This is a genomic window from Streptomyces sp. NPDC037290 (assembly GCF_055603245.1).
Genome location: NZ_JBVJVZ010000005.1, coordinates 326,663 through 352,523, shown reverse-complemented (window position 1 = coordinate 352,523; position 25,861 = coordinate 326,663). Strand labels below are relative to the sequence as shown.

Sequence of the window (25,861 nt, the reverse complement as noted above, 5' to 3'; positions counted from 1 at the left end):
TCGCCACCCCCCCCTCCCCTCCCCACCCCCCAACCACCCAACACACCCCCCCCCCCCCCCCCCCCCCCCCCCCCCCCCCCCCTCCCCGTTCGCCGTGGGAGCCCGAGGCCTCAGCCGGCGTGCACGGGCGGCTCCACCGGGGCGTCGCGGTGGATCACCCGGCGCCTGGTGTAGAGCGCGCCGTCGCGGCGCACCAGCTCGTCCTCGACGGTGAAGGTCGGCTCGAAGGCGACGTTGCCCTCGCGGTCGGTCTGGGTGACGAGCGAGTAGTACGACACGCGCAGGGTGTCCTCGTCGACCGGGTCCGGCTCGATCAGCACGTGGTCGAACCAGTGCCGTACCGCGATGTCGCGGTAGCGCGGCAGCGCGGCCCGCATCCCCGCGAGCATCTCCTCGCGCCCGCGCTGCACGTGCCCGCCCGCGTGCACGACCTCGCCGTCCTCGGTGAACGTGGCGGCGAACCCCTCGATGTCCAGCGCGTCGACGCGGCGCATCTGCCGTGCGTAGAACGTCCGGACCTCGGCGTAGACCTCCCCGGAGACCTGCGCATACGTATTCCTGACCGCCTGGGACACGGCGTCTCCCCTCAGTGACAACGGCCACCCGACTCCGGCGGCCCGACTACCCCCACGCTGCCCGGTCCCGCTCCAGGCCCACTGGAGGCCCGGTCAGCCGGGTGCCCGGCTTTCTTTACGTTTCCCTGACGCCCCGGCCGCATCCGTCCGCCCCCGCCACGGTGTCCTCCCGGTTGTCCTGTACCGGACGGAAGAACGCGTCGGAGATGGGAGTGCCATGGAAGGCACCGTCGTCGCAGTGGTCGTCGTAGTACTGCTCCTGCTGTTCGTGCTGAAGAGCGGGATGCGGGTCGTCAACCAGGTGGAGCGCGGGGTGGTGTTCCGCTGGGGCAAGGCGCTGCCGGCGCACCGGCAGCCCGGCGTCACCTTCCTCATCCCCTTCGCCGACCGGATGCGCAAGGTGAACGTGCAGGTCGTGACCATGCCGGTGCCCACCCAGGAGGGCATCACCCGGGACAACGTGTCCGTGAAGGTCGACGCCGTCGTCTACTTCCGGGTGACCGACCCGGTGCGCGCGGCCATCGAGGTCCAGGACTACGTCTTCGCGGTCGGCCAGGTCGCCCAGTCCTCGCTGCGCTCCATCATCGGCAAGAGCGACCTCGACGACCTGCTCTCCGACCGGGAGCGGCTGCACGAGGGCCTGGCCCTGATGATCGACAGCCCGGCCGCCGGGTGGGGCGTCCACATCGACCGCGTCGAGATCAAGGACGTCCAGCTGCCGGAGTCGCTCAAGCGGTCCATGTCCCGCCAGGCCGAGGCCGAGCGGGAGCGGCGGGCCAGGGTCATCACCGCCGACGGCGAGTTCCAGGCCGCGCAGCAGCTCGCCAACGCGTCCCGGATCATGTCCGACACGCCCGAGGCGATGCAGCTGCGCCTCCTGCAGACCGTCGTGGAGGTGGCCGCCGAGAAGAACTCGACGCTCGTCATGCCCTTCCCGGTCGAGCTGCTGCGCTACTTCGACCGAGCGGTGCAGAAGATCGACGCCGACCTCAACGTGCCCCGGCAGGCTCCGGCTCCGGCGCGGGAGAGCGACGACCAGCCGTAGCCAACGCCAGCGTCACGCACACCGAGCCCGCCGCCATCACCGTCATCCCCAGGGCGGGCGAGGTGACCTGCGCGACCGCCCCGGCGAGCGCCGCGCTCACCCCCTGCAGGGTCAGCATCCCCGCCGAGTGCAACCCCAGTGCCTGACCGGCCAGTTCGCCCGGCGTCAGCTCCATCAGCCGTTCCTGCTGCACCAGGCTCGCACCGAACCCGGCGGAGGCGAGGGCCACGCACACCACCGCCACGGGCAGCGGCGGACGCGCCGAGAACACCAGGTACGGCACGGCGAGCAGCAGCAGGAGCGGGGTCGCCAGCCGGCGCCGTACGGCGGGGGCCAGCAGCCGGCCGACGGTCACGTCCCCGGCGAACATGCCGAGCGCACCGCAGGCGAACAGTGTGCCGGCGGCGTGCGGGGCGTACGACACGTACAGCGACTCGCAGCCGACGACCAGCCCGTTGGGCAGCCACAGGCCCAGATAGGTGAGGCGGCGCGGACGGGACGACCACAGCAGGGCGTTGGTGCGCCAGGTCGCCGAGACGGAGGGGCGTCCCGCGGCCCGGGGCGGCCGGGCGGTCAGCCCGAGCCGCAGCACCACCGCCGCGGTGACGTACAGCACCGCCGCCAGCAGCAGGCACACGCGCGGGGAGACCACGGCGAGCAGGGCACCCCCGGTGGCGAACCCGGCGATCTGCATGAGCCCGCTCATCATGTTGAACAGCGAGCGCCCCGCCAGATAGCCGTCCTTGCTGAGCACCTCGTTCAGCAGCCCCCAGCGGACCCCGCCGCCGAGCGAGCCGATCACCCCGACGGCGAGCACGACGGCGAACAGCGCCCCGGTCGGCAGCCCGGGCAGCGCCTGGCCGGCCGTGGCGGCGGCGAAGGCGAGCGAGATGCCGGTGAGGGCCCTGCGGGGAGGCAGCCGGTCGGCACCGGAGAGCAGCACCGTCGCGCCCAGCACCTGCGCCAGGGACGGGCCGAACATGCTCACCGCCGACAGCAGCGGCGATCCGGTCGTCCGGTACACGAGCGTGCCGAGGGCGAGGCCGCCGACGGTGCCCGCGGCGGTCTGCGCGGCGGCGCCGAGAAAGAGCGGGGTGAACTCCGGGGTGCGGAACAGGGATCGGTAGCCGGTCATGTCCGGGAGTCTCGGGCGGCCCGCACACGGCTCGTTATTGTTTCGCACCGGAGCGAAAGGTCTCACTGCCGTAAGGGGGGTGCCGAGGTGGGCTGGTGGCAGCTCAACGCGGACACGCTCGCCCACAGCCGGTTCGTCGTCTCACCGCTCGCCGAGACCTTCGCCTGCCTCAAGCTGCTGCACGCGCAGGGCGCCGCGCACCCCGGTGAGCAGCAGTGGCTGCGCGCCCATCTGCCCGCCTACCGGGCGCGCCTGCGGGCCGACCCGGTGACGGCGCGGCTGGTACGGGCGGGCCTCGGCCGGAACTGGATCGCCGACTTCCTGACGCCGACGCCCCGGGACGGCGAGCGGTTCCCGGACGAGGTGGCCCGCGTGCGCGCGGCCCCGCCGGACGCGGCCCGCGGTCATCTGCGCACGTCCCTCGCCGGCCCGCTCCCCGCCGAACTGGACCGCGACGACCTGCCCGAGCGGGCGGCCGTACTCCTGGAGTGGGTGTGGGAGCAGACCGTACGGCCGTCCTGGGAACGGCGCCGACGGGTGCTGGAGGCGGACGTGGTCGCGCGGACCGCGCAGGTGAGCCGGGGCGGCTGGGTGAGCGTGCTCGACGCGCTGCGCCCCGGGTCCACCAGGTGGCTCGGCGAGAACCGCCTCCAGATCAACCTGCACGAGTACCCGCCCCGGGAGATCTCCGGCGCCGAACTGGTCTTCGTCCCGGTGACGGTCCAGCGGTCGGGCTGGGTGGCCTGGGAGGACGGGGTGCGCTACGCGGCCGTCTACCCGTGCGCGGGCGCCCTGGCCGACGTCGGCGACCGGACCGTGCCGACCGGTCTGGACGCCCTGCTCGGAGCGGCCCGCGCCGAGGTCCTGGTCCTCCTCGCCTCCCCCATGAGCACCACCCAGCTGACCGCGGTGACCGGGCAGGGGCTGGGCTCGGTGGGCCGCCATCTGAAGGTGCTGCGGGAAGCGGGGCTGGTGGAGCGGCGCAGGGCGGGGCGCTCGGTGCTGTACGCGAGGACGGCGGCCGGTGACGTCCTGGTGGAGGCACCGGGGCGGGGGCCAGGGCGAGGCCGCAGCCACCCGGCGGCCGGTCCCGGCACCCCCCGGGGCGTCTAGGCTCCCCCCATGACGAACGTTCTGAACACCGACATCGACGCCCTCACCGGCGGCCCCGCAGACCTGGCCCAGTACGCCGGCAAGGCGGTCCTCATCGTCAACGTCGCCTCCAAGTGCGGCCTCACCCCCCAGTACACGGGCCTGGAGAAGCTGCAGGAACGCTACGCCGCACGCGGCTTCACCGTGCTCGGCGTGCCCTGCAACCAGTTCCTCGGACAGGAGCCCGGCACCGCCGAGGAGATCGCCGAGTTCTGCTCGGCGACGTACGGCGTGACCTTCCCGCTCACCGAGAAGGTCGAGGTGAACGGCGAGGCCCGGCACCCGCTGTACGAGCGCCTCGTCGGCTTCGCGGACGCGGAGGGCCACAGCGGTGACATCCGCTGGAACTTCGAGAAGTTCCTGATCGGCCGCGACGGCACGGTCGTCGCCCGCTTCTCGCCGCAGACCGAGCCGGAGTCGGACGAGGTCGTGACGGCCATCGAGGCCCAGCTCGCCTGAGTCCGGCTTGACCTTGCCCCTGGGGCAGGGACGAGCGTCCTCCTCGCCGGGCGGGACGGATCCGCCCGGTGACGGAGGATGAGACCGTGGACGACGACCTGCTCACCATCGGCGCGTTCGCCGCGCGGTCCCGGCTCTCGGCCAAGGCGCTGCGCCTGTACGACCGCCTCGGCCTGCTGGCCCCCGCGCACGTCGACGAGGCCACCGGCTACCGCTACTACCGGGCCGGCCAGGTCGAGCGCGCCCGTCTGGTGGCCCTGCTGCGGCAGCTGGACATGCCGCTCGCCCGGATCGCCTGGGTGCTCGGCGCCGAGGGCACCGAGGCCGCCGGCCGGCTCGCCGCCTACTGGGCGGACGTGGAGACCCGGGTGGCGGGGCAGCGGACGCTCGCCGAGTACCTCCGTGGACGACTGTCGGGGAGGAGCTCCGAGATGTACGGGAAGTTCGTGATCGAGACCGTGGACGTGCCGGCGCAGGTGGTGATCACCGAGTCACGGCACACCCTGGCCGACGAGCTGCCGACGTGGATCGGCGCGTCGCTGGGCCGGCTGGAGGCGGCGGCACGGGAGTGCGGGGGCATGGCGGGCGCGCCGTTCGTGGTCTACCACTCCGAGGTGTCGATGGAGAGCGACGGCCCGGCCGAGGCGTGCGTACCGGTGGCGGACGAGGCGGCGGCCCGGGCGTGGGCCGCCGGCCAGGGGCGGGCCTGGAAGACGGTGGTACGGGTGGAGCCGGCGGCCCGGCTGGCCTACACCCGGATCACCAAGGCCCAGGTGGCGCACCCCCAGATCCAGGCCGCCTTCGAGGCGGTGGAGCAGTGGACGGCGGGCGAGGGCCTGGAGACGGCCGGCCCCTGCCGCGAGATCTACTTCGCGGACTGGAACGCGGCGGGCCCGCAGGACGCGGTGTGCGACGTGGCGTTCCCGGTGCGGTGACGGCCGGCGCCGCCGACGGGTGACCGTGTCCCCGAACAGAAAGTGCCCTCTCGGCAAGGACGGCGACTGGTCGAGAGGGCTCTTCTGGTGGTGCTTGTGAAGTTGTCTTCGTCGGGGAGTCTCTACGGACGAAGGTCAGGGAGGGCCCCCTAGGCCTTGACCGAGGCCACGAAGGCGTTCCACGCGCCGGCGGGGAAGGCCAGGACCGGGCCTTCGAGGACCTTGGAGTCACGGACGGCGAGCTCGGCGGCGTTGGTGGGCGACTTGACCTCGACGCAGGCGCCGTTGCCCGCGGAATAGGAGGACTTCATCCACGTCTCCGAAGCGCCCTGAATCAGTGCCATGTCCACTCCTGTTGCGAGTTGCGGTAGTGCGGTTCACGCCAACCTTGTCGTCTGATTGGCGTGATCGACGCTACCGGGCAACCGCCCCTGCTGGAGTAGTCGTTCACTCAACCGGATGGCATATTCCAGAGGGGCCTTCCACTGGAGCGGACCGACGGTGTACGATCCGGCGCCCTCTGTGACACACCCTCATTCGGCGTACTGCTTGGCCACCTTCGCAATGTACTGCCGGGATTGCTCCACATTGAGGGACTGTGCCCGCAGATGCTCGTACATCACGGCGTACTTCTGCACGTCCTGGGCCTTCTCCAGGTACAAGTCGCTGGTGACACCCTCCAGGTACACCACACTGGAGTCGGCCGCGTCGGTGAACTCCAGGATCGCGTACTGCCCGTTGAGCCCCGGATGCGCCCCCACCTCGAACGGCAGCACCTGCACGGTGACGTGCGGCAGCTGGGACATCTCGATCAGATGCTCCAGCTGCTCGCGCATCACCAGCTTGCTGCCGACGACCCGGCGCAGCGCGGCCTCGTCGAGCACCACCCACAGCCGGAGCGGGTTGCCCTCGGCGGTGATACGTTCCTGTCGGCGCATGCGGACCTGCACGCGCTTCTCGATCTCGGCGGTCGACGTCTCCGGCAGCGCGCCCTGCACCAGGGCCTCCGCATAGGCACGGGTCTGCAGCAGACCGGTGACCAGCTGCGGTTCGTACACCCGCAGCGACTCGGCGTCGGTCTCCAGACCGATGTAGACGCTGTACGGGATGTCCCCGAAGGTGTGCCACCACCCCTGCTGCCGCGAGTCCCGGGCCATCTCCATCAACGAGTCGACGATCCGCTGGTCCTCGACCTCGTAGACCCCGCACAGATCACGCACATCGCGCTGACTGATACTTCTGCGCCCGTTCTCCAGCCGACTGATCTTCGACTGGGACACGAGCAGTCGCTCGGCCACTTCCTCGGCCGTCATGCCCTTGAGCTCGCGGAGCCTGCGCAGCTCCTGGCCCAGCCGGCGCCGCCTGACGGTGGGATTGACATTGGACGCCACGGGACGTGCACCTCCGGCTGCCTGCCTGTTGTTTAGCACTTTCTGTATCTGCTGTTGAGCAGACTGCCACCAAGGTGCTTTCTACCGCTGGGAAATGGTGGATATGCGGCGCGTACGCGTCAGTTCGCCACGGCTCGCCACCCGATGGGGTACCCGGACGCAGTCGAGCGGGACGGCGAGACCCGAGGAAGGATCTCGCCGCCCCGCTCTGACCAGCGGCTCCCGAACCGGCTTGTGGGGACCGGGTTACGGCTCAGTGGGCCACGGCGCGGGCCATGGATCCGCGGTGCGGCTGCATCGGAACCCCGCGCGCGGGTTCCGCCGCGGGCCTGGCACCGGCCGCACCCTGCCGACCGGTGGCGGCCGGTCCACGGCGCGGCTGCGCGGCCGCACCGTTCTGCACGTCCATCACGGCATGCGCGACAAGACCGCCCATGGGGTCATGCCGGATCAGATCCCGCAACCGGGACCGCGAGGACCTGCCCTCGTTCCCCGGATACAGGTGCTTGCCGAGTCCGACGGCGTGCGCCAGGGCGGCGAGCGCCGCGGTCCGCGGGTCCGGCGGTACGCCGGTGCGGATCGCGGAGTCCAGCCGGGCTCGGATCTCCCGGCTGATCTCGTTGTCCGTCGCCTGATAGCGAGTCGTCGGCAGCACCCCGCACATCTGACCGGCCACGGCGTGCACCATGCCGCAGCGCTCCAGATGCGAGAGGTAGGTCTGACGGAGCCCCAGGCGAGGTCCGCCGATCCAGTGAACAGCCCGCACGGGAGCGCCACGCCGTCGCAGCAACTCCAACGCGCAGTCCAAAGTCGGATCTCCAGTCGGCCGTGGCACCACCACGGCGATACGATCCCCGTCTGGGGCTATCCGTCCGGCCAGCGCCAGCTCCACTAGCTGTGCACCGGCCAGACCGAGGTCGAGCGACTGCGGCTGCGCAGTGGTACCCGTGGCCGGGTCCAGTGCCAGCAGCAGAAGCTCCTCCGGAAGTGTTCTGCGGCTCCTGCCCATCCATGCCTCCCCGCGTGGATGAATGACAGGGTGACCCCTCTCACATTGGTCTGTCGAGGGTGCGTGACCGGTTCGTGAGGGAACCGGTAGGTATGTCGTTCTCGTCTACCGCAGGGGCCAAGCCCTCACACAGGACACTGGTACATGGTTCGGACAGGGCGCGCGCGTGGGCGTGCGGCGCAGGAGGAGGCATCGGTGGCGGGCGAGTCCCCCGACAGGTCGAAGCAGCGTCAGTCGTCGGCAGAACCGACGTCGGGGAGCTCGGGTCCGGTTCCCGAGGCCCGCGATCCGCGCCTCGCGGTCTCCCGCGAAAAGGATTCCTCGTCGAGCGGCGTGGACACCGCGACGAAGATCCTGTCGGTACGTGACGGGAAGTCCCAGGAAACCCCCGAGGAGGACAACGCCCTCCGCGAGGCGGTCTCGGCGTGGGTTCGCGCCGCGGACATCCCTGAGGACAACTCGGCGGCCACGGACGAGGACAGCGAACAGCCGGCTGCGGAACCGCAGCCGGAGGCTGCCGCCGACTCCGCAGCCGACTCGGCCGTCACCCCTGACGCTGACGCGAAGCCAGAAACAGCCGACGCAGAAGCCGAAGCCGAAGCCGAGCCGGAGAAGGCCGACGCCGAAGCCGAAGCCGAGCCGGAGAAGGCCGACGCCGAAGCCGAAGCCGAGCCGGAGAAGGCCGACGCCGAAGCCAAGACAGAGAAGGCCGACGCCGAAGCCGACGGTGAAGCCGAGCCGGAGAAGGCCGAAGCCGAAGCGAAGACAGAGACGGCCGACGCCGAAGCCAAGCCGGAGAAGGCCGACGCCACGTCGCAGAAGGCCGACGCCGCCGAACCCGAGGACGAGGCCGGCTCCAAGGCCGCCGCCGGTGCCGAGGAGTCCGAGGACGCCGACGGCGACGACACCCCACAGGGGCCACCCGCAGCCGACAACGAAACCCGCACGGGTGGTGCGGGTGGGAACGAGACCGACGCCGAAGGCGAAGCCGAGGCGGAGGAGACGAACACCGAAGCCAAGGCCGAGGGCGAGGGCGAGGGCGAGGGCGCCGAAGGCGAAGCCGAGGCGGAGGGCGCCGAAGCTCCGCAGGATGCCGTCGACCACCCCACCACCGTCTTCAAGGCGATACCCCCCAAGCCGGCTCCGCAGGTCGACCAGCCGACGACCATGCTCAAGCTCGGCAGCAAGCCGGACGCCCCGAAGACACCGAAGGCCCCCGAGTCCGACCCCGAGCGCACCAGCAAGTTCGTCGCGCTCAAGAACGACATCGCCCCGGCCGCCAAGCCGGACGCCACCACCCCCGTCCCCCAGGTCGGTCCCGAGCGCACCACCCAGCAGCCGCTTCCCCCGAAGCCCCCGCTGGACCTCCTCGCGGAGCTGACGAACACGCCGCCGCCCCCGGAGACCTCGGTCCGCACGCTCGTGCGCCGGGTCAAGATCTGGACCCCCCTGGTCCTGCTCCTGGCGGTCGTCTTCGCGGTCGTACAGACCTTCCGCCCGCTCCCCCGGCCCACGCTCGGCCTCACGGCGAAGCCCGAGTACACCTTCACCGGCGGCAAGGTGGACATACCGTGGCCGTCCGACGGCCAGGCCGCCCTGGACGTGCAGGGCATCGGTACCTTCGGCTCCTCCGGCACCCAGAAGCCCGTGCCGATCGCGAGTGTCGCGAAGGTGATGACCGCGTACCTCGTGCTGCGCGACCACCCCCTCAAGTCCGGCGCGGACGGCCCCAAGATAAAGATCGACAAGCCTGCCGAGCAGCAGTCGAACGCGGGCCAGGAGTCCACGGTCAGCGTCACCGCCGGTGACTCGATCTCCCAGCGCGAGGCCCTGGAGGGCATCCTCATCGCCTCCGCGAACAACGTCGCCCGGCTGCTGGCCCGCTGGGACGCCGGTTCCGAGAAGGCGTTCGTGGCGAAGATGAATGCCGCCGCCAAGGACCTCGGCATGACGAACACGACGTACACCGACCCCTCGGGCCTGACGGACTCGACCGTCAGCACGGCCGTGGACCAGGTGAAGCTGGCCAAGGCCGCGATGACCGTGCCCGCCTTCCGGGAGGTCGCGGCGATGATGTCGTACAACGACTACAAGGGGGACAACCACCCCAACTGGAACCGTCTGGTCGGACGCAACAACGTCGTCGGGATCAAGACGGGCACCACCAGCTCCGCCCTCGGCAACCTGGTCTTCGCGGCGAAGCAGGACGTCGGCGGCGAGACGCGGACCATCGTCGGCGCCGTGATCCGCCAGCCCGCGGACCCCAAGGACCACTCCATCCTCACCGGGGCGGTGAACGCCGCCGACCAGCTGATCCGCGCCGGGCAGGGCGCGCTGACGTCGGCGACGATCCTGAAGAAGGGCGCCGTCGTCGGGTACGTCGACGACGGCCTCGGCGGCCGTACCCCGGTGGTCGCCACCAAGGACGTGACGGCGGCCGGCTGGCCGGGGCTGCGGGTGAAGCTGTCCTTCTCCCCGGGCGAGGTGCCGCACACGGCGAAGGCCGGCACGGAGGTCGGCACCCTCACCGTGGGTGACGGCTCGGCCGGCGCGGTCAAGGTCCCGGTGGCCCTGCAGAAGGATCTGGCCGAGCCCGGGTTCGGCGCCAAGCTGACCCGTCTGGGCTGACCGCACCACCGCCAAACCGCCCCGCGCCCCGTTCGCGGCGCCCCGCCCAGGGGCCCCGCGACGGGCGCGCCGCGCCGTGAAAAGACGCGCGTGCTAGCGTCACGAATCGGGGCAGGTCGGCGGTCAGCGGGACACGGCCGCGAACTGGACGGGAAGCGGCCGGAAAGACCATGGAACACGGCCGAGAACAAAAGACGGGACACGGGGAGTGCCTTCAGGTGGCCACAGCGGAGCCGACACGCGCCGACGACGCCGATCCGGGCCCGGGATCCGGCCCGCGAATACGTCTGTCCACAGCTGATCCGGAGCGTCGCACCGACCTCCCGGACGGCCGCACCGGCCTGCCGGACGGTCCTGCCGACAGTGATCGTCCCGTCGTCCCCCCGCGCGGACCCGCGCGTCTCCTCGCCGCGGCCGAGCCCCTCCGCCAGCGGCTGCTCGCCCACCCCGTGCTGTCCATGACGGCCCTCGCGGGTGTCCTGCACATCATCTGGTTCTTCACGTTCGCGAACAGCGGCGGTGATCTCGCGGCCCAGGACGCCTGGGCGGAGTTCGTCGGCCGGCACCCGGACTCGGCGTACAACCTCGCCTGGTACGGCGGCATGCACCCGGTGTCGTACAGCGTGGTGTCGCCGTACCTGATGGCCGTCCTCGGCGTCCGTACGACGATGATGATCGCCGGGACCGTCTCGGCGGGCCTGCTGACGCTGGTCATGATCCGCAGCCGGGCCGTGCGGAACCCGCTGTGGACCTCCCTCGCCGGGGTCTTCGCGCTGCTGTGCAACGCGATCTCGGGCCGGGTGACCTTCGGTCTCGGCACGATGTTCGCGCTCGGCGCCGTCGCGGCCGTCTTCTGCTGGCCGTACCGATGGCGGTACAAACGCTGGGCGAAGGCGACGGTGGCCGCCCCACTGGCCGGTCTCTCCACCATGGCCTCGCCCGTCTCGGGGCTGTTCGTGGGCCTGGTCGCGGCCGCCCTGTTCCTGCAGAAGCGACGGCCGGGCGCCTGGGCGCTGGGGCTCGCCCCGACGGCGGTGGTCGCCGCCTCCTACTTCCTCTTCCCCTTCTCCGGCACCCAGCCGATGACGATCGGCTCGGTGATCCTCCCCCTGCTGTACGGGCTGCTGTGCCTGTTCCTGGCGCCGAAGGAGTGGGTGACCGTCCGGCTGACCGCCGCCGTCTACAGCGTCGGCGTGGTCCTGGTGTGGCTGATCAACTCGCAGATCGGGTCGAACATCTCCCGGCTGCCGATGCTGTTCGCCGGGGCGACGCTGGTGGCCGCGCTGCCGTTCACCGTGCCGAAGTCGCGCAGGTGGTACGCGACCGTGCTCGCGTTCCTCGGGTTCACCGGCTGGATCGGCTTCAAGACGGTCGACGACATCATCCACACGAGGCCGGCCGCGTGGGCGCGGGAGCTGGCCCCGCTCGTCCACCAGCTGCAGAAGGCCGGCGCCGAGAAGGGCCGCGTCGAGGTCGTCCCGGCCCGCTCGCACCGCGAGGCGTCCGCGCTCGCGCCGTACGTCAACCTGGCCCGGGGCTGGAACCGGCAGGCGGACATGGAGCGCAACCCGCTCTTCTACGACGACACTCTCAACTCGGCTAACTACCATGAGTGGCTCCAGCGCTGGGCCGTCCACTTCGTCGTCCTGCCGAAGGACGACCCGGACGGCGACGGCGGCGAGCGCGAGCGGCAACTGCTCCGGCGCGGTATGCCGTATCTGAAGCAGGTCTGGGGCGACGCCAACTGGCAGCTGTTCCGGATGACGGATGCGACGCCGCTCGCCGAGCCCGACGCCGTGGTGGACCGCGCCGGGCAGGGCGAGATGACACTGCGGGTGCGCAAGGCCGGGCGGATCCTGATCCGGATCCCGTACTCGCCGTGGCTGAGCATCGTCGACGCGCACGGCAAGAGCCTGAAGGCGCCGCAGGAGACGAGGGCGAAGACGTACGTCAACGCCAACGGGTGCCTGATGGAGACGCCGGAGGACGCCAAGGGCGACAAGTGGACCATGCTGCTGGCGCCGAAGCCCGGCACCTACCGGCTGGCCGCGCCGTACCAGCTGCCCCGGGGCACGCCCTGCCCGGACGCCCTCAAGTCACCCTGAGCCTCAGCGCAGCCGGTCCACGTAGGTGTCCGTGCCCGGGATCGTCGGGATGAAGGGCGCCACCAGCTCCACCCGGCCCAGCCCGGAGCCGGAGACGTCCGTGTCCAGCCCGGTGAAGTGGTCCGCCCAGCACTCCCGCGGGTCGCTCTGCAGGAACCACAGCAGGGTCAGCCGGGTGTCCACGCCCTCGACCTGCCGGACGTAGGTCATGCGGTCGCCGGGCAGCGGGGTGGGCCGGAACACGGTGACCATCGCGGCCGGGGAGCCGGACAGCCGCCTGGGCAGGTGCCGGCCGCGCAGCCACCGGAGCAGCTCGGCCCGCTGCCCGGCCGACTCGCTGTCGATCACCTCCAGCACCAGCCCGGCGTACGGGTGGTCGAGGGCGTGGAAGTCCCGGGGGCCCGCCGCGCCGTCCCGGTACACCGTCGTCTCGTGGTCCTGGAAGGCCGTGAAGACGTGGGTGCGGTCGTGGTAGACCCGGGCGTCGCGGCCCAGGCGCCTGTTGACGGCGACGGTCCACCTCATGTGGTCGGCGTAGCGCCCGTCGGTGATCCAGTAGGTGGAGAGGTAGCAGCCGGCGGTGACCGGCTGGGCGACGGCCGACTTCTCCGGGTGGCGCAGCAGCTGCAGGTCCCGGGTCGCCACCCAGCGGCGGCCCGCGTACATCCAGGGCATGGCCATCGCGCCGGCGTAGTAGTGGTCGTCCTCGTACCAGCGGTTGTAGGCGTACTCGTGGCCGGGGTGCGGCTCGACCATGGTGATCAGGGCGTGGCCCGGGTGCACGCCGTACGGGCCCACGGCGGCGAGCTCGCCGTACAGCTCGCTGCGGGTCTCGTCGCTCATACGGTTCCCCTTTCCTGCCGTGACCCATACTCTGACGCTCCATCAGATAAAGCGCCATACCGCGGGAGGCACCGATGTCCCTGCTCGCAGGCAAGACCGTCGTCGTCTCGGGAGTCGGCGCCGGTCTCGGCCACCAGGTCGCCGCGGCCGTCGTACGGGACGGCGGGAACGCGGTGCTCGGGGCGCGCACCGAGGCGAACCTCGCCAAGAGCGCCGCCGAGATCGACCCGGCCGGCACGCGCACGGCGTACCGGACGGCGGACATCACCGACGAGGACCAGTGCGCGGCGCTGGCGGCCCTGGCGGTGGAGCGGTTCGGCGGCATCGAGGCGGTGGTCCACGTCGCGGCCTGGGACTCCCACTTCGGCGGCATCGAGGACGCGGACTTCGCGACCTGGCAGTCGGTCATCGACGTGAACCTGCTGGGCACCCTGCGGATGACCCGGGCGTGCCTGCCGGCGCTGAGGGCGGGCGGGGGCGGTTCGGTGGTCTTCGTCGGGACACAGTCGGCCGTCGCCGCGCCCTCCCAGGTGAAGCAGGCCGCGTACGCCGCCTCGAAGGGGGCGCTGACCAGCGCGATGTACTCGCTGGCGCGGGAACTGGGGCCGCACCGGATCCGGGTCAACACCGTGCTGCCCGGCTGGATGTGGGGACCGCCGGTGCAGGCGTACGTCCAGTTCACCGCGCGGACGGAAGGGGTGCCGGAGGCGGAGGTACTGGGGCGGCTGACACAGCGGATGGCGCTGCCGGAGCTGGCGACCGACGGGGATGTGGCGGATGCCGCGGTGTTCCTGTCCTCGGACCGCGCCCGGGCCATCACCGGGCAGTCCCTGCTGGTCAACGCGGGGGAGCTGATGCGGTGACCCCTCTCGCGCCGCAGGGTGGTGCATTCAGGGATGAGTTCATGTAGGTGAACTGCGGTCATCAAACCGAACGATTTTACCGCGACTTGACCCTCTCCTTGCTTGTCGTGTTCATGTGACCGCACCCACGATCGAGCACATGAACAGTCTCGACTGGGCCGTACTCATCGGCTACTTCGGTGTGATGGTCGCGATCGGCGTCTGGTCGCACAAGCGCGTGGACAACGTCTCCGACTTCTTCACGGCCGGCGGCAGGATGCCCTGGTGGCTGTCCGGCATCTCGCACCACATGTCGGGCTACAGCGCGGTCATGTTCACCGGGTACGCGGGTATCGCCTACACCTACGGCGTCACCTCCTTCGTCACCTGGTCCTTCCCCATCGCGCTCGGCATCGCCGTCGGGTCGAAGCTGTTCGCGCCGCGCGTCAACCGACTGCGCTCCCGGCTCCAGGTGGCCTCCCCGCTGGAGTACCTGAAGAACCGTTACAACCTCCCGACCCAGCAGGCCCTCGCCTGGTCCGGGATGCTGCTGAAGATCGTGGACGTGGGCGCCAAGTGGGCGGCGATCGCCACGCTGCTGTCGGTGTTCACGGGCGTCTCGTTGAACCAGGGCATCCTCATCACCGGCGCGATCACCGCCGTGTACTGCACGATCGGCGGCCTGTGGGCGGACGCGCTGACCGAACTCGGCCAGTTCGTCATCCAGTTGCTCGCCGGCGTCTCGATGTTCGTCGCCGTGGTCCTGAAGCTGAGCGACAAGCACATCGGCTTCCTCGACGCCTGGAACCAGCCGGCGCTGCACGGCCACGGCAAGCCGCTGGTCGGCCCCTACGGCACGGTGTTCCTCCTCGCCTTCCTCTTCATCAAGCTCTTCGAGTACAACGGCGGCATGCTCAACCAGGCGCAGCGCTACATGGCGACGGGCAGCGCGCGCGAGGCCGAGCGGTCGGCCCGGCTGTCGTCGGTGCTGTGGCTGGTCTGGCCGGTCGTGCTGTTCTTCCCCATGTGGATGTCCCCGCTGCTGGTCCACGCCCAGAAGCCGGACGGCTCCGACTCCTACGGCCTGATGACCGAACAGCTGCTGCCGCATGGCCTGTTGGGCCTGGTCATCGTCGGTTTCTTCTCCCACACGATGGCCATGTGCTCCTCCGACGCCAACGCGATCGCGGCGGTGTTCACGCGGGACGTGGCGCCGGTGGTGTCCGCTCGTGCGCGGGCGTGGGGACAGCGCTCGGGGCTGATCGCGGCCCGCGTCACGACGGTCGTCTTCCTGGCCCTGTCCATGGCGGTGGCCACCCAGGTCAACTCCCCCGCCTTCAAGGACATCATCACGGTCGTCATCAAGTGGGTGGCCGGTCTGATGGGCCCGATCGCGATCCCGATGATGCTGGGTCTGCTCCGCCCCTTCCGCCGCTCCGGCCCCACGGCGGCGCTGACCAGCTGGGCGGCCGGACTGCTGGCGTTCTGGCTGGTCAACTACCCCATCAACGGGCACGTCTCCGGTGGCGTGCCGCTGCAGTACCAGGTGTCGGTGCCGCTGGCGGTGTCCCTCGTCCTCTACGTCGCCATCGGGTACGCGAAGCCGGAGGACACGCCGGAGCGTCTCGCGATCATCGAGAGGGTCAACACCGACGGGGACGCGGTGGCGGCCGTGCCGGTGCCGGCCGGCGCGCGCGACGACATCGTGGGAACGCCCCACCAGCCCTTGTAGACCGCCGCTCGCTCACCCTGCTCGGCTCGGCTCGGCTGAGCTCAGCTCACCGGCAGGCTCACCAGAGTGGTGAGGCTGGAGAAGACACAGATGTCGTTCTGGACGGCGGTGATCAGGACCCGGTGCCGGCCGGGCCGGTCCGCCGGGAGCGGGTCGGTGTGGATCCAGCAGGGCGCGTCGAGTTCGGCGTACCGGGAGAACACCACGTCCATGGCGATGACCGCCGCCGACTGCTGCACCACCGAGTGGGCGGCCTGGCGTGCCGCCTCGAGGAGCAGCATGCCGGGGGCGTGGTCGACCGGGTGGTCGAAGAGCACGGGGTGGTTGAGGTCGACGCGCATCTGGCTGCGCCGGGGGGAGTCGGTCGGCGAGAGCACGACGTCGGCGAAGTCCTCGCGCGCGACCTGCGTGGGGGCGGCCGGCGGAGGCAGCGGCAGGGCGCGGGCCACGGCGCCGCCGAGGTCCGCGTAGGCCCCCCGCAGGCGTCGGTAGACCGCGGGGGCGTGGTTGGCGAACCGGCTCTGGGTGGTACCGACCCGGACACCGTCGCGCACCACGTCGACCTGCATCCGCAACGAGGCCAGCCGGCCCATGCGCCGGACGACGTCCTGGCAGGTGACTCGGAGTTCGACCTCGGCCGGGCCGGGGCCGGCGGCCAGGGCGGCGGGGGTCAGCGCGAAGCTGAAGTGGCTCCAGGACTGGCGGTGTCCCGCCGGGGCGTCGTAGGCGACATGGCTGAGCAGCGGTATGCACTGGCGGACCGACTCGGCCACCAGCATCGGGTCGTGCAGGCCGTGCCGCGGCCCGTAGAAGCTGTGGTTCTGCGGCCAGTCGGCCAGAACGGTGAAGGCGTCGTTCCCGCGCTGGCACCACGACGTCAGAAGTACCTCGGAGGCGGTGTGCTTGTGCACCTGCTCCTGGGTCACCGGTGCCCACGTAGGGGCGGTGGTGTGGACGCGCTGAATGGTGCTGGACATACGGAATCCCCCTAAGACGTATGTGAGTGCTGCGGCCGTTGCAGCGGCCGCCGCCCCTCAAACATAAAGAGTGCTCTGTTTGTTGAGTCTCAAGGGAGTGCAAAGTGTCGATCATGGACTACTCAAGTTGCGCGGCTGCCGTCGCCGAGTTGCGAGAGTCACGGTGCGTGACGTATAACCTAGAGAGCACTCTGTTTATTTGATGGAAAGAGGGGCCAGTGGCGCAGCCTCAGCAGGAGCGCGCGGTGCGGACCAGGGCGGCCCTCATCAGGGCGGCTGCGGAGGAGTTCGACCTCCGGGGGTACACCGGCACGAGCACCACCAAGATCATCAAGCGGGCCGGGTCCACCATGGGAGCCCTGTACTTCCACTTCGGCTCCAAGGAGGACCTGGCCAAGGCGGTCATGGCCGAACAGGCCGCGGACCTGCCCGAACTGGGCGGCCGGAGCGGGCTCCAGCACCTGATCGACCTCACCCTCGAACTGGCCCAGGAGCTGCAGCGCAACGTCCTGCTGCGGGCCGGCGTGCGACTGGCCGTCGAACAGGGTGCCTTCGGCATCCAGGACGACGCCGCCTACCAGCTGTGGATCACCCGGTTCAAGGAGGAGCTCATCGTCGCCGAAGCGCTCGGCGAGCTGCGCCCCGGAGTGGACCCGGCCGGCTTCGCCCGGGTGCTGGTGGGTGCCTACAGCGGGACCCAGCTGCTCTCCCAGATCAGCACGGGGCACGAGGACCTGCGGGAACGGATCGTCGAACTGTGGCGGTACTTCCTGCCCGCGGTCGCCGCTCCCGAGGTGATCGACACCCTCGGCTTCGGCACACCGGGGCCGGAGACCGCCCAGTGAGACCCTGGACCGTCGCCGTGACCGGTTCCACGGGCTTCATCGGCTCCGCGGTGCTGCGCCGGCTGATCACCCGGCGGGGTCCCGGCGTACGTCCCGTGCGGGTCCGCGCACTGGTGCGCGGCACCGCCGGACGGCCGGGCGACGACGCCGTGGAACACGTCCGGGCCGACGTCACCGACGCGGCGTCCCTGTCCCGTGCGTTCGAGGGAGTCGACGCCGTCGTCCATGCCGTCTCGTACGTGGGCGCCGACGCCCGGCAGTGCGTGGCGGTGAACCTGGAGGGGACCACCGCCGTCATGGCGGCGGCACGTCAGGCCGGTGTCGACCGGATCGTCCACTTCTCCACGGCCGCGGTGTACGGCGCGGGTCCGCACCGCGGGATCGACGTCGACGGCGCCGACGCCGAACCGGTCTCCGCGGCGAGCCGCAGCCGCCTCGCCGCCGAACGCCCGGCCCTCGCGGCCGGCGCGCTCGTCCTGCGGCCCAACCTGGTGCTCGGCGAGGGGGACCGCTGGGTCGTCCCGGCGTTCGCCGAACTCACCGAGCGCGTCCCGCCCGAGTGGGCGGGTGGGACGGGACTGCTCTCCCTCGTGGACGTGGGCGACCTGGCCCGGCTGGCCGCGGCCGCCGCCACCGCGAGCTCCCCGGTGCGGGGAGTGCATCACGCCGCCCATCCCGTACCGGTCTCCAGCGGCCGGCTCCGCGAGACCCTGAGCGGACTCGGGCTCGCCGCACCCGCGCACGGCGACGCCGACTGGGCCGAGTGCCGCGCCCTGCTCGCCCGGACCCCGGGCCGTTGGGGGGAGCGGCAGTTGGACCTGCTGGGCAGGGACCACTTCTACCGCAGCGACCGGATCTGGGACCTGCTGGACACCGATCCCGGGCCGGGCCCGCTGGAGCGGCTCGCCGGTGCCGCCTCCTGGTACCGGCGCTCGGGCGCGTACGCCGGCAGCGGATGCCGGCCGGGCGGAAACTGACCGGGCGGAGGCTGACCGGCCCCACTGCCGGCGCCCCGCGTCGGGCGCCCCGCCGCCGCCCCATGAGGGCTCCGTGACGACAGCCGCCGCCCCCGGGTTCCACCCGGGGGCGGCGGCTTCCGCGTGCCGCATCGCCTCCCTCTAGAATAGAGAGCGATCTCTTTGATTTGATGTCAGGATCTGGATACCGTCCTCCCCAGGACGGTCGGTCCGCCTGAGATCACTGGAGGGCGCATGGCAACGCAGGCCAGGGCGACGCGTACCCGCGAAGCCCTCATCGAGGCCGCTGCCGATGTCGTGGACGACAAGGGCTACAACGGGGCCACCCTGATGGCGATCAGCAAGTCCGCCCGGGTCTCCATGGGGGCGCTGACCTTTCACTTCGCGAGCAAGAGCGAACTGGCCGAGGCCATCGTCGAGCAGGCCGCGACCACCGCCCGCGAGCGGGTCGCGGACACGTCGGACGACGCACAGGCCTCCCCGCTGCAGGCCGTCGGCGCACTGCTGCTGGCGCTCGCCCGGCTCCTGGACGAGGACGCCGTCGTACGCGCCGCCTCCCTGCTGGCCCGGGAGCGGCCGGACATCGAACCGGGCTGGCACTCCTCCTGGCTGCCCGCGCTGCGCCGGCTGCTCAAAGAGGCGGAAGCGGCAGGGGAGTTGCATCACGACGCCCACCCGCCCGCGGTGGCCGGGCTGGTGACACACCTGCTCACCGCCGTCGAGGTGCATCCGCGCACGCCCCAGGGGCGGGAGCACCCGCCGGGGGCTGCGGCCGCCATGGCGCGGCTGTGGCCCCTCCTGTGCCACGGCATCGCCGCGGCACCCGCCGCAAAGTAAAGCGATCTCTCGGTTTTCTTTACCCGACGTGTACCCGGCGAGGCCCACTCTCGGTAGTAAACAAAGAGAGCGCTCTGTATTCTCATGAGGTGTAAGGAGCACTGGACAAGCCAACGGGGGAAAGTGAGGACCCAGTGAGGGACACCGACTCAGATGTCCGGGAACTGCTGGCACGTGAGGTCCACGACCGGATCGGCAGCGGACTCGCGCTGGCGCTGCGGCGCCTGGAGATGCTGGAGACCACGGCAACGGGGTTCGACCAGGACACCGTTGCCCGACTGGAGCAGGTGCGGGCCGCCGTCGTGGACGTGCTGTACGCGACCCGTCGGATGACCTCGGCGCTGCGCGACGCACGGCCGGTGGCCGGCTCCGTCCCGCTGGAGACCGCACTGCGTGACTTCCTGCGGTCCATGGAGCTCAGCGAGCCATGGGTGGACCTGCGGATCGACGGCCCGGCCCTCGCGCTGCCGTCCGCGACGGGGGACGCCGTCTTCCTCACCCTCCGCGAGGCCCTGCGCAACGCCCTGGCCCACGCGCGTGCCCGGCGCATCGCCGTCCACGTCACGTGGGACACCGAGGGTCTGCACGCCTCGGTCGCCGACGACGGTGACGGCTTCGACCCCGCCACCGTCGGCGCACACGGTTCGACCAACGGACTGCTCGGCATGCGGGAACGGATCCGTGCGCTCGGGGGTGTCACCACCCTCACCACCGCCCCCGGACGCGGCACCCGCATCACTTGCTGGGTCCCCATCAAGCAGAGGAAGGCCTGCCATGACTGACACCACGACCCGCATCCTGGTCGCGGACGACCACACGCTGCTGCGCGAGGCGCTGTGCGAACTCCTGCGGGCCGAACCGGACTTCGAGGTGGTCGCGGACGTCGGTGACGCGGCCTCCGCGCTGCAGGCCACCGCGCGGCTACGGCCCGACGTCGCCCTGCTCGACGTCCAGATGCCGCACAACGAGGATCCGGGGGCCACCGTGCGCAGGCTGCTGGAGCGCCAGCCCCAGCTGCGCATCATCGTCCTGAGCATGGACGACCACCCGGCGCTCGTCCGTCAGTTGCTGGCCCTCGGAGTCCGCGGCTACCTGCACAAGAGCGCCAGCCGCCAGACCCTGATCGCGGCCATCCGGGAGCGGTCCGGCGGTGGGCGCACCGTGGTCACCGTGTCCGTGCCGCCGCTCGCCTCCCCCGCCCAGGGAGCCGGCCAGGGGGCCGCGGTGATCTCCGAGCGCGAGATCGAGGTGCTCACCCTCGTGGCCGAGGCCCTGAGCAACCGGCAGATAGGGGCCCGGCTGGGCATCACCGAAGGCACCGTCAAGCGCCATCTGCGCAAGATCTTCGACAAGCTCGACGCGGTCTCCCGCCTGGACGCCGTGAACAAGGCGGCCTCACTCCAGCTCATCCGCCCCCGCACCAAGCCCTCCCTGCCCATGGCCGGCTGAGCCGGCCATGGGCAGGGAGGGGACGACGCCTCGGCCGGCCGGCCCTTCGGTCATATCCCTCCGCCGACGGACGACAGTCCGCCGTCCACGACGAGGGTCTGGCCGGTCACCCAGGCGGCGTCGTCCGAGGCCAGATGGGCGACCGCCGCGGCGATGTCCTCCGGCGTGCCCAGCCGCCCCAGCGCGTAGTCCGCGGTGAGCTCCTGCTCGCGGTCCTCGTAGAGCTTCGCGGCGAAACGGGTCTTGACCAGGGCGGGCGCCACCGCGTTGACGCGGATGCGCGGCCCGAGTTCCTGGCCCAGCTGCTCGGTGAGGTGGATCAGCGCGGCCTTGCTGGCGCCGTAGACGCCGATCCCGGTCGCCGGCTTCAGGCCCGCCACGGCGGTCATGTTCACCACGCTGCCGCCGTGCTCACCCATCCACGCCTCACGAGCGCGGCGCAGCCAGCCCAGGGCCGCCAGCACATTGACGTCGAACACCTTGCGCCACGCGGACTCCTCCAGGTCGAGGACGGGGCCGAACACCGGGTTGATCCCGGTGTTGTTGACCAGTACGTCCAGCCGCCCGAAGGCGGCCACCGTGCGCTCGACGGCCTCGGCCTGGTGGCCGGCGTCGTCCGCCCGGCCCGCGACGGCCACGGCGTGCCGGGGACCGCCGAGGCGCTCGACGGCGTCGGCCAGCGGCCCGGCGGAGCGGGCGGTGACGCAGACCCGGGCCCCCTCGGCGACCAGCCGTTCGGCGACGGCGAGACCGATGCCCCGGCTCGCCCCGGTGACCAGGGCGACCCGGCCTTGGAAACGACCGGTGGAGACAGACGTGCTCACGATGGGTGCCCTCCGTGGGATGCGAAAAACAAGGACCGCGGGCGACGAGGCGGCGGCCAGGGGAAGACGCGGGGAGAGGCGGCCTGCCGGTCGCAGCCGTCCCGGGCGGGGGATGGCCGGGCGGCTGCGCGTTCCCGGGACTGTCCGGGTGACCGGCGCTCGGCTCGGTCCCCTCCCCGCGCCCTGTCGATGCTATGAGCGCGTACCTGCGCGGGCCATTCCCTCTTCGAGGACCGCCGCGTGCCTCCGAAGGGGTACGCGGCGGGCCGCCGGAGCCCCTCAGAGCGCCAGGTAGCCGCCGTCGACCGGAACGGCGGCCCCCGTGACGTACGAGCCGGCGTCCGAGGCGAGCAGCAGCAACGCCCCGTTCAGCTCGCTGAGCCGGCCGGCCCGGCGCATCGGGGTACGGCGTTCCACCCACGCCCGCCCCTTGTCGCTGCCGAGCATCGACTCGGTCATCTCCGACCAGAACCAGCCCGGGCACAGCGCGTTCACCCGCACGCCCCGCGCGCCCCACTCGGCGGCGAGCTCCCGGGTCAGGTTCACCACCCCGCCCTTGGACGCGGTGTAGGCGGCCTGCGGAAGACTGCCGCTGGCCACCATCCCGTAGATGGAGGCGATGTTGATGACGGAACCCCGGCCGCGTTCCAGCATGCCCCTGCCGACGGCCTGGCTCAGCGCGAACACCGCCGTCAGGTTCACCTCCAGGATGGCGCCGAAACTCTCCACGGTCTGCGTCTCCGCGGGGACCGTCTCCGACAGGCCCGCGTTGTTGACGAGGACGTCGATCGGGCCGAGCTCCCGGGTGACCGTGCGGACCAGGCGCTCGCGGTCCTCGGCCCGGGTCACGTCGCAGGGCACGGCGAGCGAGCCGGGCAGTTCACCGGCCAGCTCCTTGAGCGGGGCCTCCCGGCGCGCGGCCAGCGCCACCCTGGCGCCCGCCGCGCTCAGCAGCCGCGCCACATGGGCGCCGATACCGCTGGAGGCCCCGGTCACCACGGCCACCCGGCCGTCCAGCCGGAACGGCGCGGTCGGGTCCTCCACGGGGGCGGGAGCGGTTGGGTTCGTCACGGGGAGGACACCTCCATGATCGCGGCCGACCGGGTCGGCCCGGCGCCGGTGGTGGACAGGACGGGCAGATCTCCGGGGCGTACGACGTCCCGGTCGCGGGGCTCGGGCGGTTCGGCGGTGGCGCCGGCCGCGGCCGGGCCGCCGGGGTCCCCGGCCCGGTGGGCGGGGCGGCGGGCCGGTGACGCCGGCCGGGCGGACGTGTCAGCGCGCATCGACGGCTCCGGTGCCGCGGGTGCTGCCCAGGCGGACCCGCATCCGGGCGACGTCCTCGTCCTGCTGGACGAAGGCGATCTCGGTCCACCGGCCGCCGTCCACCGGGTCCGGCTGCCGCCGGGTGACCACCGTGATGTCGCTGTCCAGCTCCGCGAAGCGCAGGTACTCGGCGCTCACGTACTGCAGATAGAGCCCGGACGGGGTCAGGCCCTCCTGGTCGGCGGCGAGCAGCAGCGAGGCCTGTCGGGCGGCCTCCATCATCACCGGGCCCGGCACGTGGTCCTGGGCGTGCTCGAACATGCTGGGGTGGGCGACCGGGACGCGCAGCCGCGCGTGCAGGGCCCCGTCCTTCGCGTGGGCGTTCTCCAGGACCACGTTCTCCGCCTGCTCACGCCCCACCAGCCAGGGCGGCGGGGCGACGCCGTCGGTGTGGGCGGACAGGGTGTCGGAGTAGGGCGGCGGGGTGGACCGGTGGCTCATGCGCAGCTTCTCGTACACGCCGTCGGGGCGCTGCGCGGTGTCGACGGTGATGACGCCCGCCTGCCGCTCGCCGACCATGACCCGCACCCGGTGCACCACCCGCGAGATGGCGCCCTGGTACTCCTTGGCGAGTTCCACGCTGCCGAGCAGGAGCAGGTCCAGCGGCCCGCGGACCAGGAGCGGCTCGAGGTCGGTGATCTCCATGGAGGCCGTCGCGGTGATGGACTTGGTGTCGTGGCCGGCGTCGTGCTGCAGGTGCATCGCGCACAGCAGCATCTGGCGCACGCTCTCGAACACCGCGAGCGGGTCGTGCATCGCGGGACGGCCGGTGTGGTCGCTGTAGTAGAAGTGGCGCGGCGGCAGTTGGGCGGCTGCCCGGAAGGTGTTCTCGTCGACGGACTGGAAGTCGGTGAGGAACACCTCGGCGAGCGCCGAGCGGTGGACCAGGCGACGGGACAGCGTGCGCTGGGTGGAGAGGATCTGGGCCGCGCCGGTGGTCCGGGCCGGCTTGACGGGCAGGGGCAGTACGGACATGTCGGGCTCCTGTGAGGTGGTCGAGGGGGCGTGCGGTGCGGGGTCAGGCGGTGACCGGGGTGGCCGCGTCGAGGAGGCCCGCGACCTGGCGGGCGGCCTGGTCGGCGTCACGGAAGTGCACGGCCTGCCAGCCGGCGGCGACGGCGCCCGCCACGTTCTTCTCCAGGTCGTCCACGAGCACGCACTGGTGGGGCGGGAGTCCGGCCCGCTCGGCGGCGAGCCGGAAGATCTCGGGGTCGGGCTTGCGGCTGCCCACGGCGTAGGAGCAGACGATGTCGTCGAAGTGCGAGTCGTCGATCATGAAGCGGCGGTGCCGCTCCCACGACGGCGGAAGGTTGGAGAGCAGACCGACGAACGCGCCCCGGGCCCGGAAGGTCTCCAGATGCGCGGCCCAGACCTTGTTGGCGGGGCGTCCGGCGAACCAGCGGTCGCCGAAGTTCTCCAGGTCGGCGACGAGCCCGAAGGTGCCGCCGAGGACGTCCTCCAGCTCGCCCGACCAGGACGCCTCGTCCATCAGCGGTATGTCGATGACACCCATCGAGTCGGTGCCGTACTTCTCCCCCACCAGGCGCATCGACTCCTTCAGCGCCCACAGCGGGACGCCGACGCGGTCGGCGAACTGGCTGAAGGTGACATCGACCGGCGGGGTCAGCACACCTCCGAAGTCGGTCCAGACGGCCAGGGACGGGGAGGGGGCGGGGAACGTGGGACTCATGACCGGATCCTTGGAGTTCGAGGGAGGGGGAAGAGGGGAGGGAGGGGTCACAGGCGGTAGAGAAGGCCGCCGTAGTACCAGCCGGAGCCGACGGCGGTGGACAGCACCAGGTCACCGCTCCTGATGACGCCGCTCTCGAAGAACTCGGACAACGCGATCGGGATCGAGGCGCACCCCGTGTTGCCGCGCTCCGCGAAGTTGGTGAGGAACCTGGCCGGCTCCAGGTCGAGGCCGTCGCGTACGCCGGCGTGGATGGCGTTGTTGCCGGGGTGCGGCACGAGCCAGTCGATGTCGGCGGTCTTCAGCTCGTTGCGGGTGAGGACGTTGTCGGCGACCTTCAGGCTGGAGCGGACCGCCAGGTCGATGAGCTCCGGCTTCGGCCGCAGGAAGCCCTCGGGGGCGCGGGCGGCGACCGTGTCCGCCTCGGACGCGTCGCAGTCGAGGACCGAGTCGATCAGCCCGCTCGGGTCGTCCGGGTCGCCCTTCTCCAGGACCACCGCGCCGGCCGCGTCGCCGAAGACCAGCTGGCCACGGGTGCCGGGGCGGGCGCGGCGGGTGAACCGGTCGGCGGCCACGACGACGGCCCGCTTCCAGCCGGGGTGCGCGGTCAGCATCGAGGCTGCCGTCTGCACGCCGTGCACGAAGCCGGTGCAGGCGCCGCAGACGTCGAAGGCGAGGGCGCCGTGGGCGCCGAGCGCGGCCGCCACCCCTGGCGCTATCTCCGGTATCCACTGCCGGTCCGTCCAGTTGGCCAGGACCACCAGGTCCAGGTCCCCGGCCTCGTGACCGGCGTGCGCCAGCGCCGAGTTCGCGGCCTGGACCGCCATGAACTCCAGCGTCTCGTCCTCGGCGGCGACATGGAGGGCGCGCACGCCCAGTTCGGCCGCGGCCTCGGGCGGGTAGGTGCGGCCGCCGATGGTGACCTCGCCCTCGTGACTGCGGTGGTGGCGCGGGAAGTAGTGGCCGAGGCCGGAGAACTTCAGGCCGGATCCGGTCCAGGTGCGGGCTTCGGTGCGCGTGTGCATGGTCGGGCTCCTTGCGTGGGTGGGTGGTGCGGGATGCTGTGGGGCGGCTGCGGTCCGGTGTGA

The 25,861-nt window shown here is 71.7% G+C and carries 26 protein-coding genes; 13 read left to right on the top strand and 13 right to left on the bottom strand.

The window, feature by feature from the left end; genetic code table 11:
- Window positions 1–110: 110 nt before the first annotated feature.
- On the bottom strand, window positions 111–575 hold the full coding sequence (locus tag ACZ7HQ_RS20275) for a nuclear transport factor 2 family protein (RefSeq protein ID WP_470991380.1): 465 nt from the start codon (window positions 573–575) through the stop codon (window positions 111–113).
- Window positions 576–792: 217 nt separating this feature from the next.
- On the opposite strand from ACZ7HQ_RS20275, the gene ACZ7HQ_RS20270 reads away from it, so the two are divergent.
- Entirely contained in the window at window positions 793–1,620 is an 828-nt protein-coding gene (locus ACZ7HQ_RS20270) for a slipin family protein (protein ID WP_470991377.1), read from the top strand.
- Here ACZ7HQ_RS20270 and ACZ7HQ_RS20265 read toward each other — a convergent pair.
- Window positions 1,565–2,755 (bottom strand): MFS transporter, encoded by a 1,191-nt coding sequence (locus ACZ7HQ_RS20265; RefSeq protein ID WP_470991374.1) that lies wholly within the window; start codon window positions 2,753–2,755, stop codon window positions 1,565–1,567. The genes ACZ7HQ_RS20270 and ACZ7HQ_RS20265 overlap by 56 nt on opposite strands.
- An 87-nt stretch (window positions 2,756–2,842) precedes the next feature.
- Between ACZ7HQ_RS20265 and ACZ7HQ_RS20260 the strand changes: the two genes are divergently transcribed.
- The 3 genes from ACZ7HQ_RS20260 to ACZ7HQ_RS20250 all read left to right on the top strand — a co-directional run bounded on the left by ACZ7HQ_RS20260 (window position 2,843) and on the right by ACZ7HQ_RS20250 (window position 5,301).
- Entirely contained in the window at window positions 2,843–3,868 is a 1,026-nt protein-coding gene (locus ACZ7HQ_RS20260) for a winged helix-turn-helix domain-containing protein (protein WP_470991372.1), read from the top strand.
- Between the two features lie 9 nt (window positions 3,869–3,877).
- Entirely contained in the window at window positions 3,878–4,366 is a 489-nt protein-coding gene (locus tag ACZ7HQ_RS20255) for a glutathione peroxidase (RefSeq protein WP_470991370.1), read from the top strand.
- Window positions 4,367–4,434: 68 nt separating this feature from the next.
- Entirely contained in the window at window positions 4,435–5,301 is an 867-nt protein-coding gene (locus ACZ7HQ_RS20250) for a MerR family transcriptional regulator (RefSeq protein ID WP_470991369.1), read from the top strand.
- 149 nt (window positions 5,302–5,450) lie between these two features.
- Here ACZ7HQ_RS20250 and ACZ7HQ_RS20245 read toward each other — a convergent pair whose 3' ends face one another.
- From ACZ7HQ_RS20245 to ACZ7HQ_RS20235, 3 genes are all read right to left on the bottom strand, one after another.
- Window positions 5,451–5,645: a DUF397 domain-containing protein gene (locus tag ACZ7HQ_RS20245; RefSeq protein ID WP_470991367.1), complete on the bottom strand. Its 195-nt coding sequence runs from the start codon at window positions 5,643–5,645 to the stop codon at window positions 5,451–5,453.
- Between the two features lie 189 nt (window positions 5,646–5,834).
- Entirely contained in the window at window positions 5,835–6,692 is an 858-nt protein-coding gene (locus ACZ7HQ_RS20240) for a helix-turn-helix domain-containing protein (RefSeq protein WP_470991365.1), read from the bottom strand.
- Between the two features lie 253 nt (window positions 6,693–6,945).
- Window positions 6,946–7,701 (bottom strand): GOLPH3/VPS74 family protein, encoded by a 756-nt coding sequence (locus ACZ7HQ_RS20235; RefSeq protein WP_470991363.1) that lies wholly within the window; start codon window positions 7,699–7,701, stop codon window positions 6,946–6,948.
- A 144-nt stretch (window positions 7,702–7,845) separates the two neighbouring features.
- On the opposite strand from ACZ7HQ_RS20235, the gene ACZ7HQ_RS20230 reads away from it, so the two are divergent.
- Window positions 7,846–10,329: a D-alanyl-D-alanine carboxypeptidase gene (locus ACZ7HQ_RS20230; RefSeq protein WP_470991361.1), complete on the top strand. Its 2,484-nt coding sequence runs from the start codon at window positions 7,846–7,848 to the stop codon at window positions 10,327–10,329.
- Window positions 10,330–10,547: 218 nt separating this feature from the next.
- Window positions 10,548–12,434 (top strand): MFS transporter, encoded by a 1,887-nt coding sequence (locus ACZ7HQ_RS20225; RefSeq protein WP_470991359.1) that lies wholly within the window; start codon window positions 10,548–10,550, stop codon window positions 12,432–12,434.
- A gap of 3 nt (window positions 12,435–12,437) precedes the next feature.
- On the opposite strand, the gene ACZ7HQ_RS20220 is transcribed toward ACZ7HQ_RS20225, so the two are convergent.
- Window positions 12,438–13,277, bottom strand: a complete 840-nt coding sequence (locus tag ACZ7HQ_RS20220; protein WP_470991356.1) for a hypothetical protein — start codon at window positions 13,275–13,277, stop codon at window positions 12,438–12,440.
- Between the two features lie 74 nt (window positions 13,278–13,351).
- Between ACZ7HQ_RS20220 and ACZ7HQ_RS20215 the strand changes: the two genes are divergently transcribed.
- Together ACZ7HQ_RS20215 and ACZ7HQ_RS20210 are read left to right on the top strand one after the other, a co-directional pair.
- Window positions 13,352–14,140 carry an SDR family oxidoreductase gene (locus tag ACZ7HQ_RS20215; protein WP_470991353.1) on the top strand — a complete coding sequence of 263 codons (789 nt, stop codon included), beginning with the start codon at window positions 13,352–13,354 and terminating at the stop codon, window positions 14,138–14,140.
- Between the two features lie 139 nt (window positions 14,141–14,279).
- Entirely contained in the window at window positions 14,280–15,851 is a 1,572-nt protein-coding gene (locus ACZ7HQ_RS20210; protein ID WP_470991348.1) for a sodium:solute symporter family protein, read from the top strand.
- Window positions 15,852–15,892: 41 nt separating this feature from the next.
- Here ACZ7HQ_RS20210 and ACZ7HQ_RS20205 read toward each other — a convergent pair whose 3' ends face one another.
- Entirely contained in the window at window positions 15,893–16,828 is a 936-nt protein-coding gene (locus tag ACZ7HQ_RS20205) for a ScbA/BarX family gamma-butyrolactone biosynthesis protein (protein ID WP_470991345.1), read from the bottom strand.
- A 218-nt stretch (window positions 16,829–17,046) separates the two neighbouring features.
- On the opposite strand from ACZ7HQ_RS20205, the gene ACZ7HQ_RS20200 reads away from it, so the two are divergent.
- The 5 genes from ACZ7HQ_RS20200 (at window position 17,047) to ACZ7HQ_RS20180 (ending at window position 20,936) form a co-directional block, all read left to right on the top strand.
- Entirely contained in the window at window positions 17,047–17,673 is a 627-nt protein-coding gene (locus ACZ7HQ_RS20200) for a ScbR family autoregulator-binding transcription factor (RefSeq protein ID WP_470991342.1), read from the top strand.
- Window positions 17,670–18,650 carry an NAD-dependent epimerase/dehydratase family protein gene (locus ACZ7HQ_RS20195; RefSeq protein WP_470991339.1) on the top strand — a complete coding sequence of 327 codons (981 nt, stop codon included), beginning with the start codon at window positions 17,670–17,672 and terminating at the stop codon, window positions 18,648–18,650. Before ACZ7HQ_RS20200 ends, ACZ7HQ_RS20195 begins: the two co-directional genes overlap by 4 nt.
- 234 nt (window positions 18,651–18,884) lie before the next feature.
- The gene (locus ACZ7HQ_RS20190) at window positions 18,885–19,487 is read left to right on the top strand and encodes a TetR family transcriptional regulator (protein ID WP_470991336.1); all 603 of its coding nucleotides are present in this window, start codon (window positions 18,885–18,887) and stop codon (window positions 19,485–19,487) included.
- Between the two features lie 134 nt (window positions 19,488–19,621).
- Window positions 19,622–20,269: a sensor histidine kinase gene (locus tag ACZ7HQ_RS20185; protein ID WP_470991333.1), complete on the top strand. Its 648-nt coding sequence runs from the start codon at window positions 19,622–19,624 to the stop codon at window positions 20,267–20,269.
- Complete coding sequence (locus ACZ7HQ_RS20180) at window positions 20,262–20,936, top strand: response regulator transcription factor (protein ID WP_470991330.1); 675 nt, start codon at window positions 20,262–20,264, stop codon at window positions 20,934–20,936. Before ACZ7HQ_RS20185 ends, ACZ7HQ_RS20180 begins: the two co-directional genes overlap by 8 nt.
- A gap of 50 nt (window positions 20,937–20,986) precedes the next feature.
- On the opposite strand, the gene ACZ7HQ_RS20175 is transcribed toward ACZ7HQ_RS20180, so the two are convergent.
- The 6 genes from ACZ7HQ_RS20175 to ACZ7HQ_RS20150 all read right to left on the bottom strand — a co-directional run bounded on the left by ACZ7HQ_RS20175 (window position 20,987) and on the right by ACZ7HQ_RS20150 (window position 25,798).
- Entirely contained in the window at window positions 20,987–21,760 is a 774-nt protein-coding gene (locus tag ACZ7HQ_RS20175; RefSeq protein ID WP_470991327.1) for an SDR family oxidoreductase, read from the bottom strand.
- Between the two features lie 279 nt (window positions 21,761–22,039).
- On the bottom strand, window positions 22,040–22,831 hold the full coding sequence (locus tag ACZ7HQ_RS20170) for an SDR family NAD(P)-dependent oxidoreductase (RefSeq protein WP_470991325.1): 792 nt from the start codon (window positions 22,829–22,831) through the stop codon (window positions 22,040–22,042).
- On the bottom strand, window positions 22,828–23,043 hold the full coding sequence (locus ACZ7HQ_RS20165; protein ID WP_470991323.1) for a hypothetical protein: 216 nt from the start codon (window positions 23,041–23,043) through the stop codon (window positions 22,828–22,830). The genes ACZ7HQ_RS20170 and ACZ7HQ_RS20165 overlap by 4 nt, the downstream gene beginning before the upstream one ends.
- Window positions 23,033–24,058 (bottom strand): AfsA-related hotdog domain-containing protein, encoded by a 1,026-nt coding sequence (locus ACZ7HQ_RS20160; protein WP_470991321.1) that lies wholly within the window; start codon window positions 24,056–24,058, stop codon window positions 23,033–23,035. The genes ACZ7HQ_RS20165 and ACZ7HQ_RS20160 overlap by 11 nt, the downstream gene beginning before the upstream one ends.
- A gap of 43 nt (window positions 24,059–24,101) precedes the next feature.
- Window positions 24,102–24,773 carry an HAD-IA family hydrolase gene (locus tag ACZ7HQ_RS20155; protein WP_470991319.1) on the bottom strand — a complete coding sequence of 224 codons (672 nt, stop codon included), beginning with the start codon at window positions 24,771–24,773 and terminating at the stop codon, window positions 24,102–24,104.
- Between the two features lie 47 nt (window positions 24,774–24,820).
- Window positions 24,821–25,798, bottom strand: coding sequence for a ketoacyl-ACP synthase III (locus ACZ7HQ_RS20150; protein ID WP_470991317.1), 978 nt, complete (start codon window positions 25,796–25,798; stop codon window positions 24,821–24,823).
- Between the last annotated feature and the right edge of the window lie 63 nt (window positions 25,799–25,861).

Bases quoted from the DNA above. Each gene is read 5' to 3' on its own strand.
- ACZ7HQ_RS20205 (WP_470991345.1), bottom strand. From the start codon at position 16,828: ATGTCCAGCACCATTCAGCGCGTCCACACCACCGCCCCTACGTGGGCA.
- ACZ7HQ_RS20255 (WP_470991370.1), top strand. From the start codon at position 3,878: ATGACGAACGTTCTGAACACCGACATCGACGCCCTCACCGGCGGCCCC.
- ACZ7HQ_RS20160 (WP_470991321.1), bottom strand. From the start codon at position 24,058: ATGTCCGTACTGCCCCTGCCCGTCAAGCCGGCCCGGACCACCGGCGCG.
- ACZ7HQ_RS20180 (WP_470991330.1), top strand. From the start codon at position 20,262: ATGACTGACACCACGACCCGCATCCTGGTCGCGGACGACCACACGCTG.
- ACZ7HQ_RS20150 (WP_470991317.1), bottom strand. From the start codon at position 25,798: ATGCACACGCGCACCGAAGCCCGCACCTGGACCGGATCCGGCCTGAAG.
- ACZ7HQ_RS20190 (WP_470991336.1), top strand. From the start codon at position 18,885: ATGGCAACGCAGGCCAGGGCGACGCGTACCCGCGAAGCCCTCATCGAG.
- ACZ7HQ_RS20235 (WP_470991363.1), bottom strand. From the start codon at position 7,701: ATGGGCAGGAGCCGCAGAACACTTCCGGAGGAGCTTCTGCTGCTGGCA.
- ACZ7HQ_RS20210 (WP_470991348.1), top strand. From the start codon at position 14,280: ATGAACAGTCTCGACTGGGCCGTACTCATCGGCTACTTCGGTGTGATG.
- ACZ7HQ_RS20220 (WP_470991356.1), bottom strand. From the start codon at position 13,277: ATGAGCGACGAGACCCGCAGCGAGCTGTACGGCGAGCTCGCCGCCGTG.
- ACZ7HQ_RS20270 (WP_470991377.1), top strand. From the start codon at position 793: ATGGAAGGCACCGTCGTCGCAGTGGTCGTCGTAGTACTGCTCCTGCTG.
- ACZ7HQ_RS20155 (WP_470991319.1), bottom strand. From the start codon at position 24,773: ATGAGTCCCACGTTCCCCGCCCCCTCCCCGTCCCTGGCCGTCTGGACC.
- ACZ7HQ_RS20230 (WP_470991361.1), top strand. From the start codon at position 7,846: ATGGTTCGGACAGGGCGCGCGCGTGGGCGTGCGGCGCAGGAGGAGGCA.
- ACZ7HQ_RS20215 (WP_470991353.1), top strand. From the start codon at position 13,352: ATGTCCCTGCTCGCAGGCAAGACCGTCGTCGTCTCGGGAGTCGGCGCC.
- ACZ7HQ_RS20245 (WP_470991367.1), bottom strand. From the start codon at position 5,645: ATGGCACTGATTCAGGGCGCTTCGGAGACGTGGATGAAGTCCTCCTAT.
- ACZ7HQ_RS20165 (WP_470991323.1), bottom strand. From the start codon at position 23,043: ATGCGCGCTGACACGTCCGCCCGGCCGGCGTCACCGGCCCGCCGCCCC.
- ACZ7HQ_RS20265 (WP_470991374.1), bottom strand. From the start codon at position 2,755: ATGACCGGCTACCGATCCCTGTTCCGCACCCCGGAGTTCACCCCGCTC.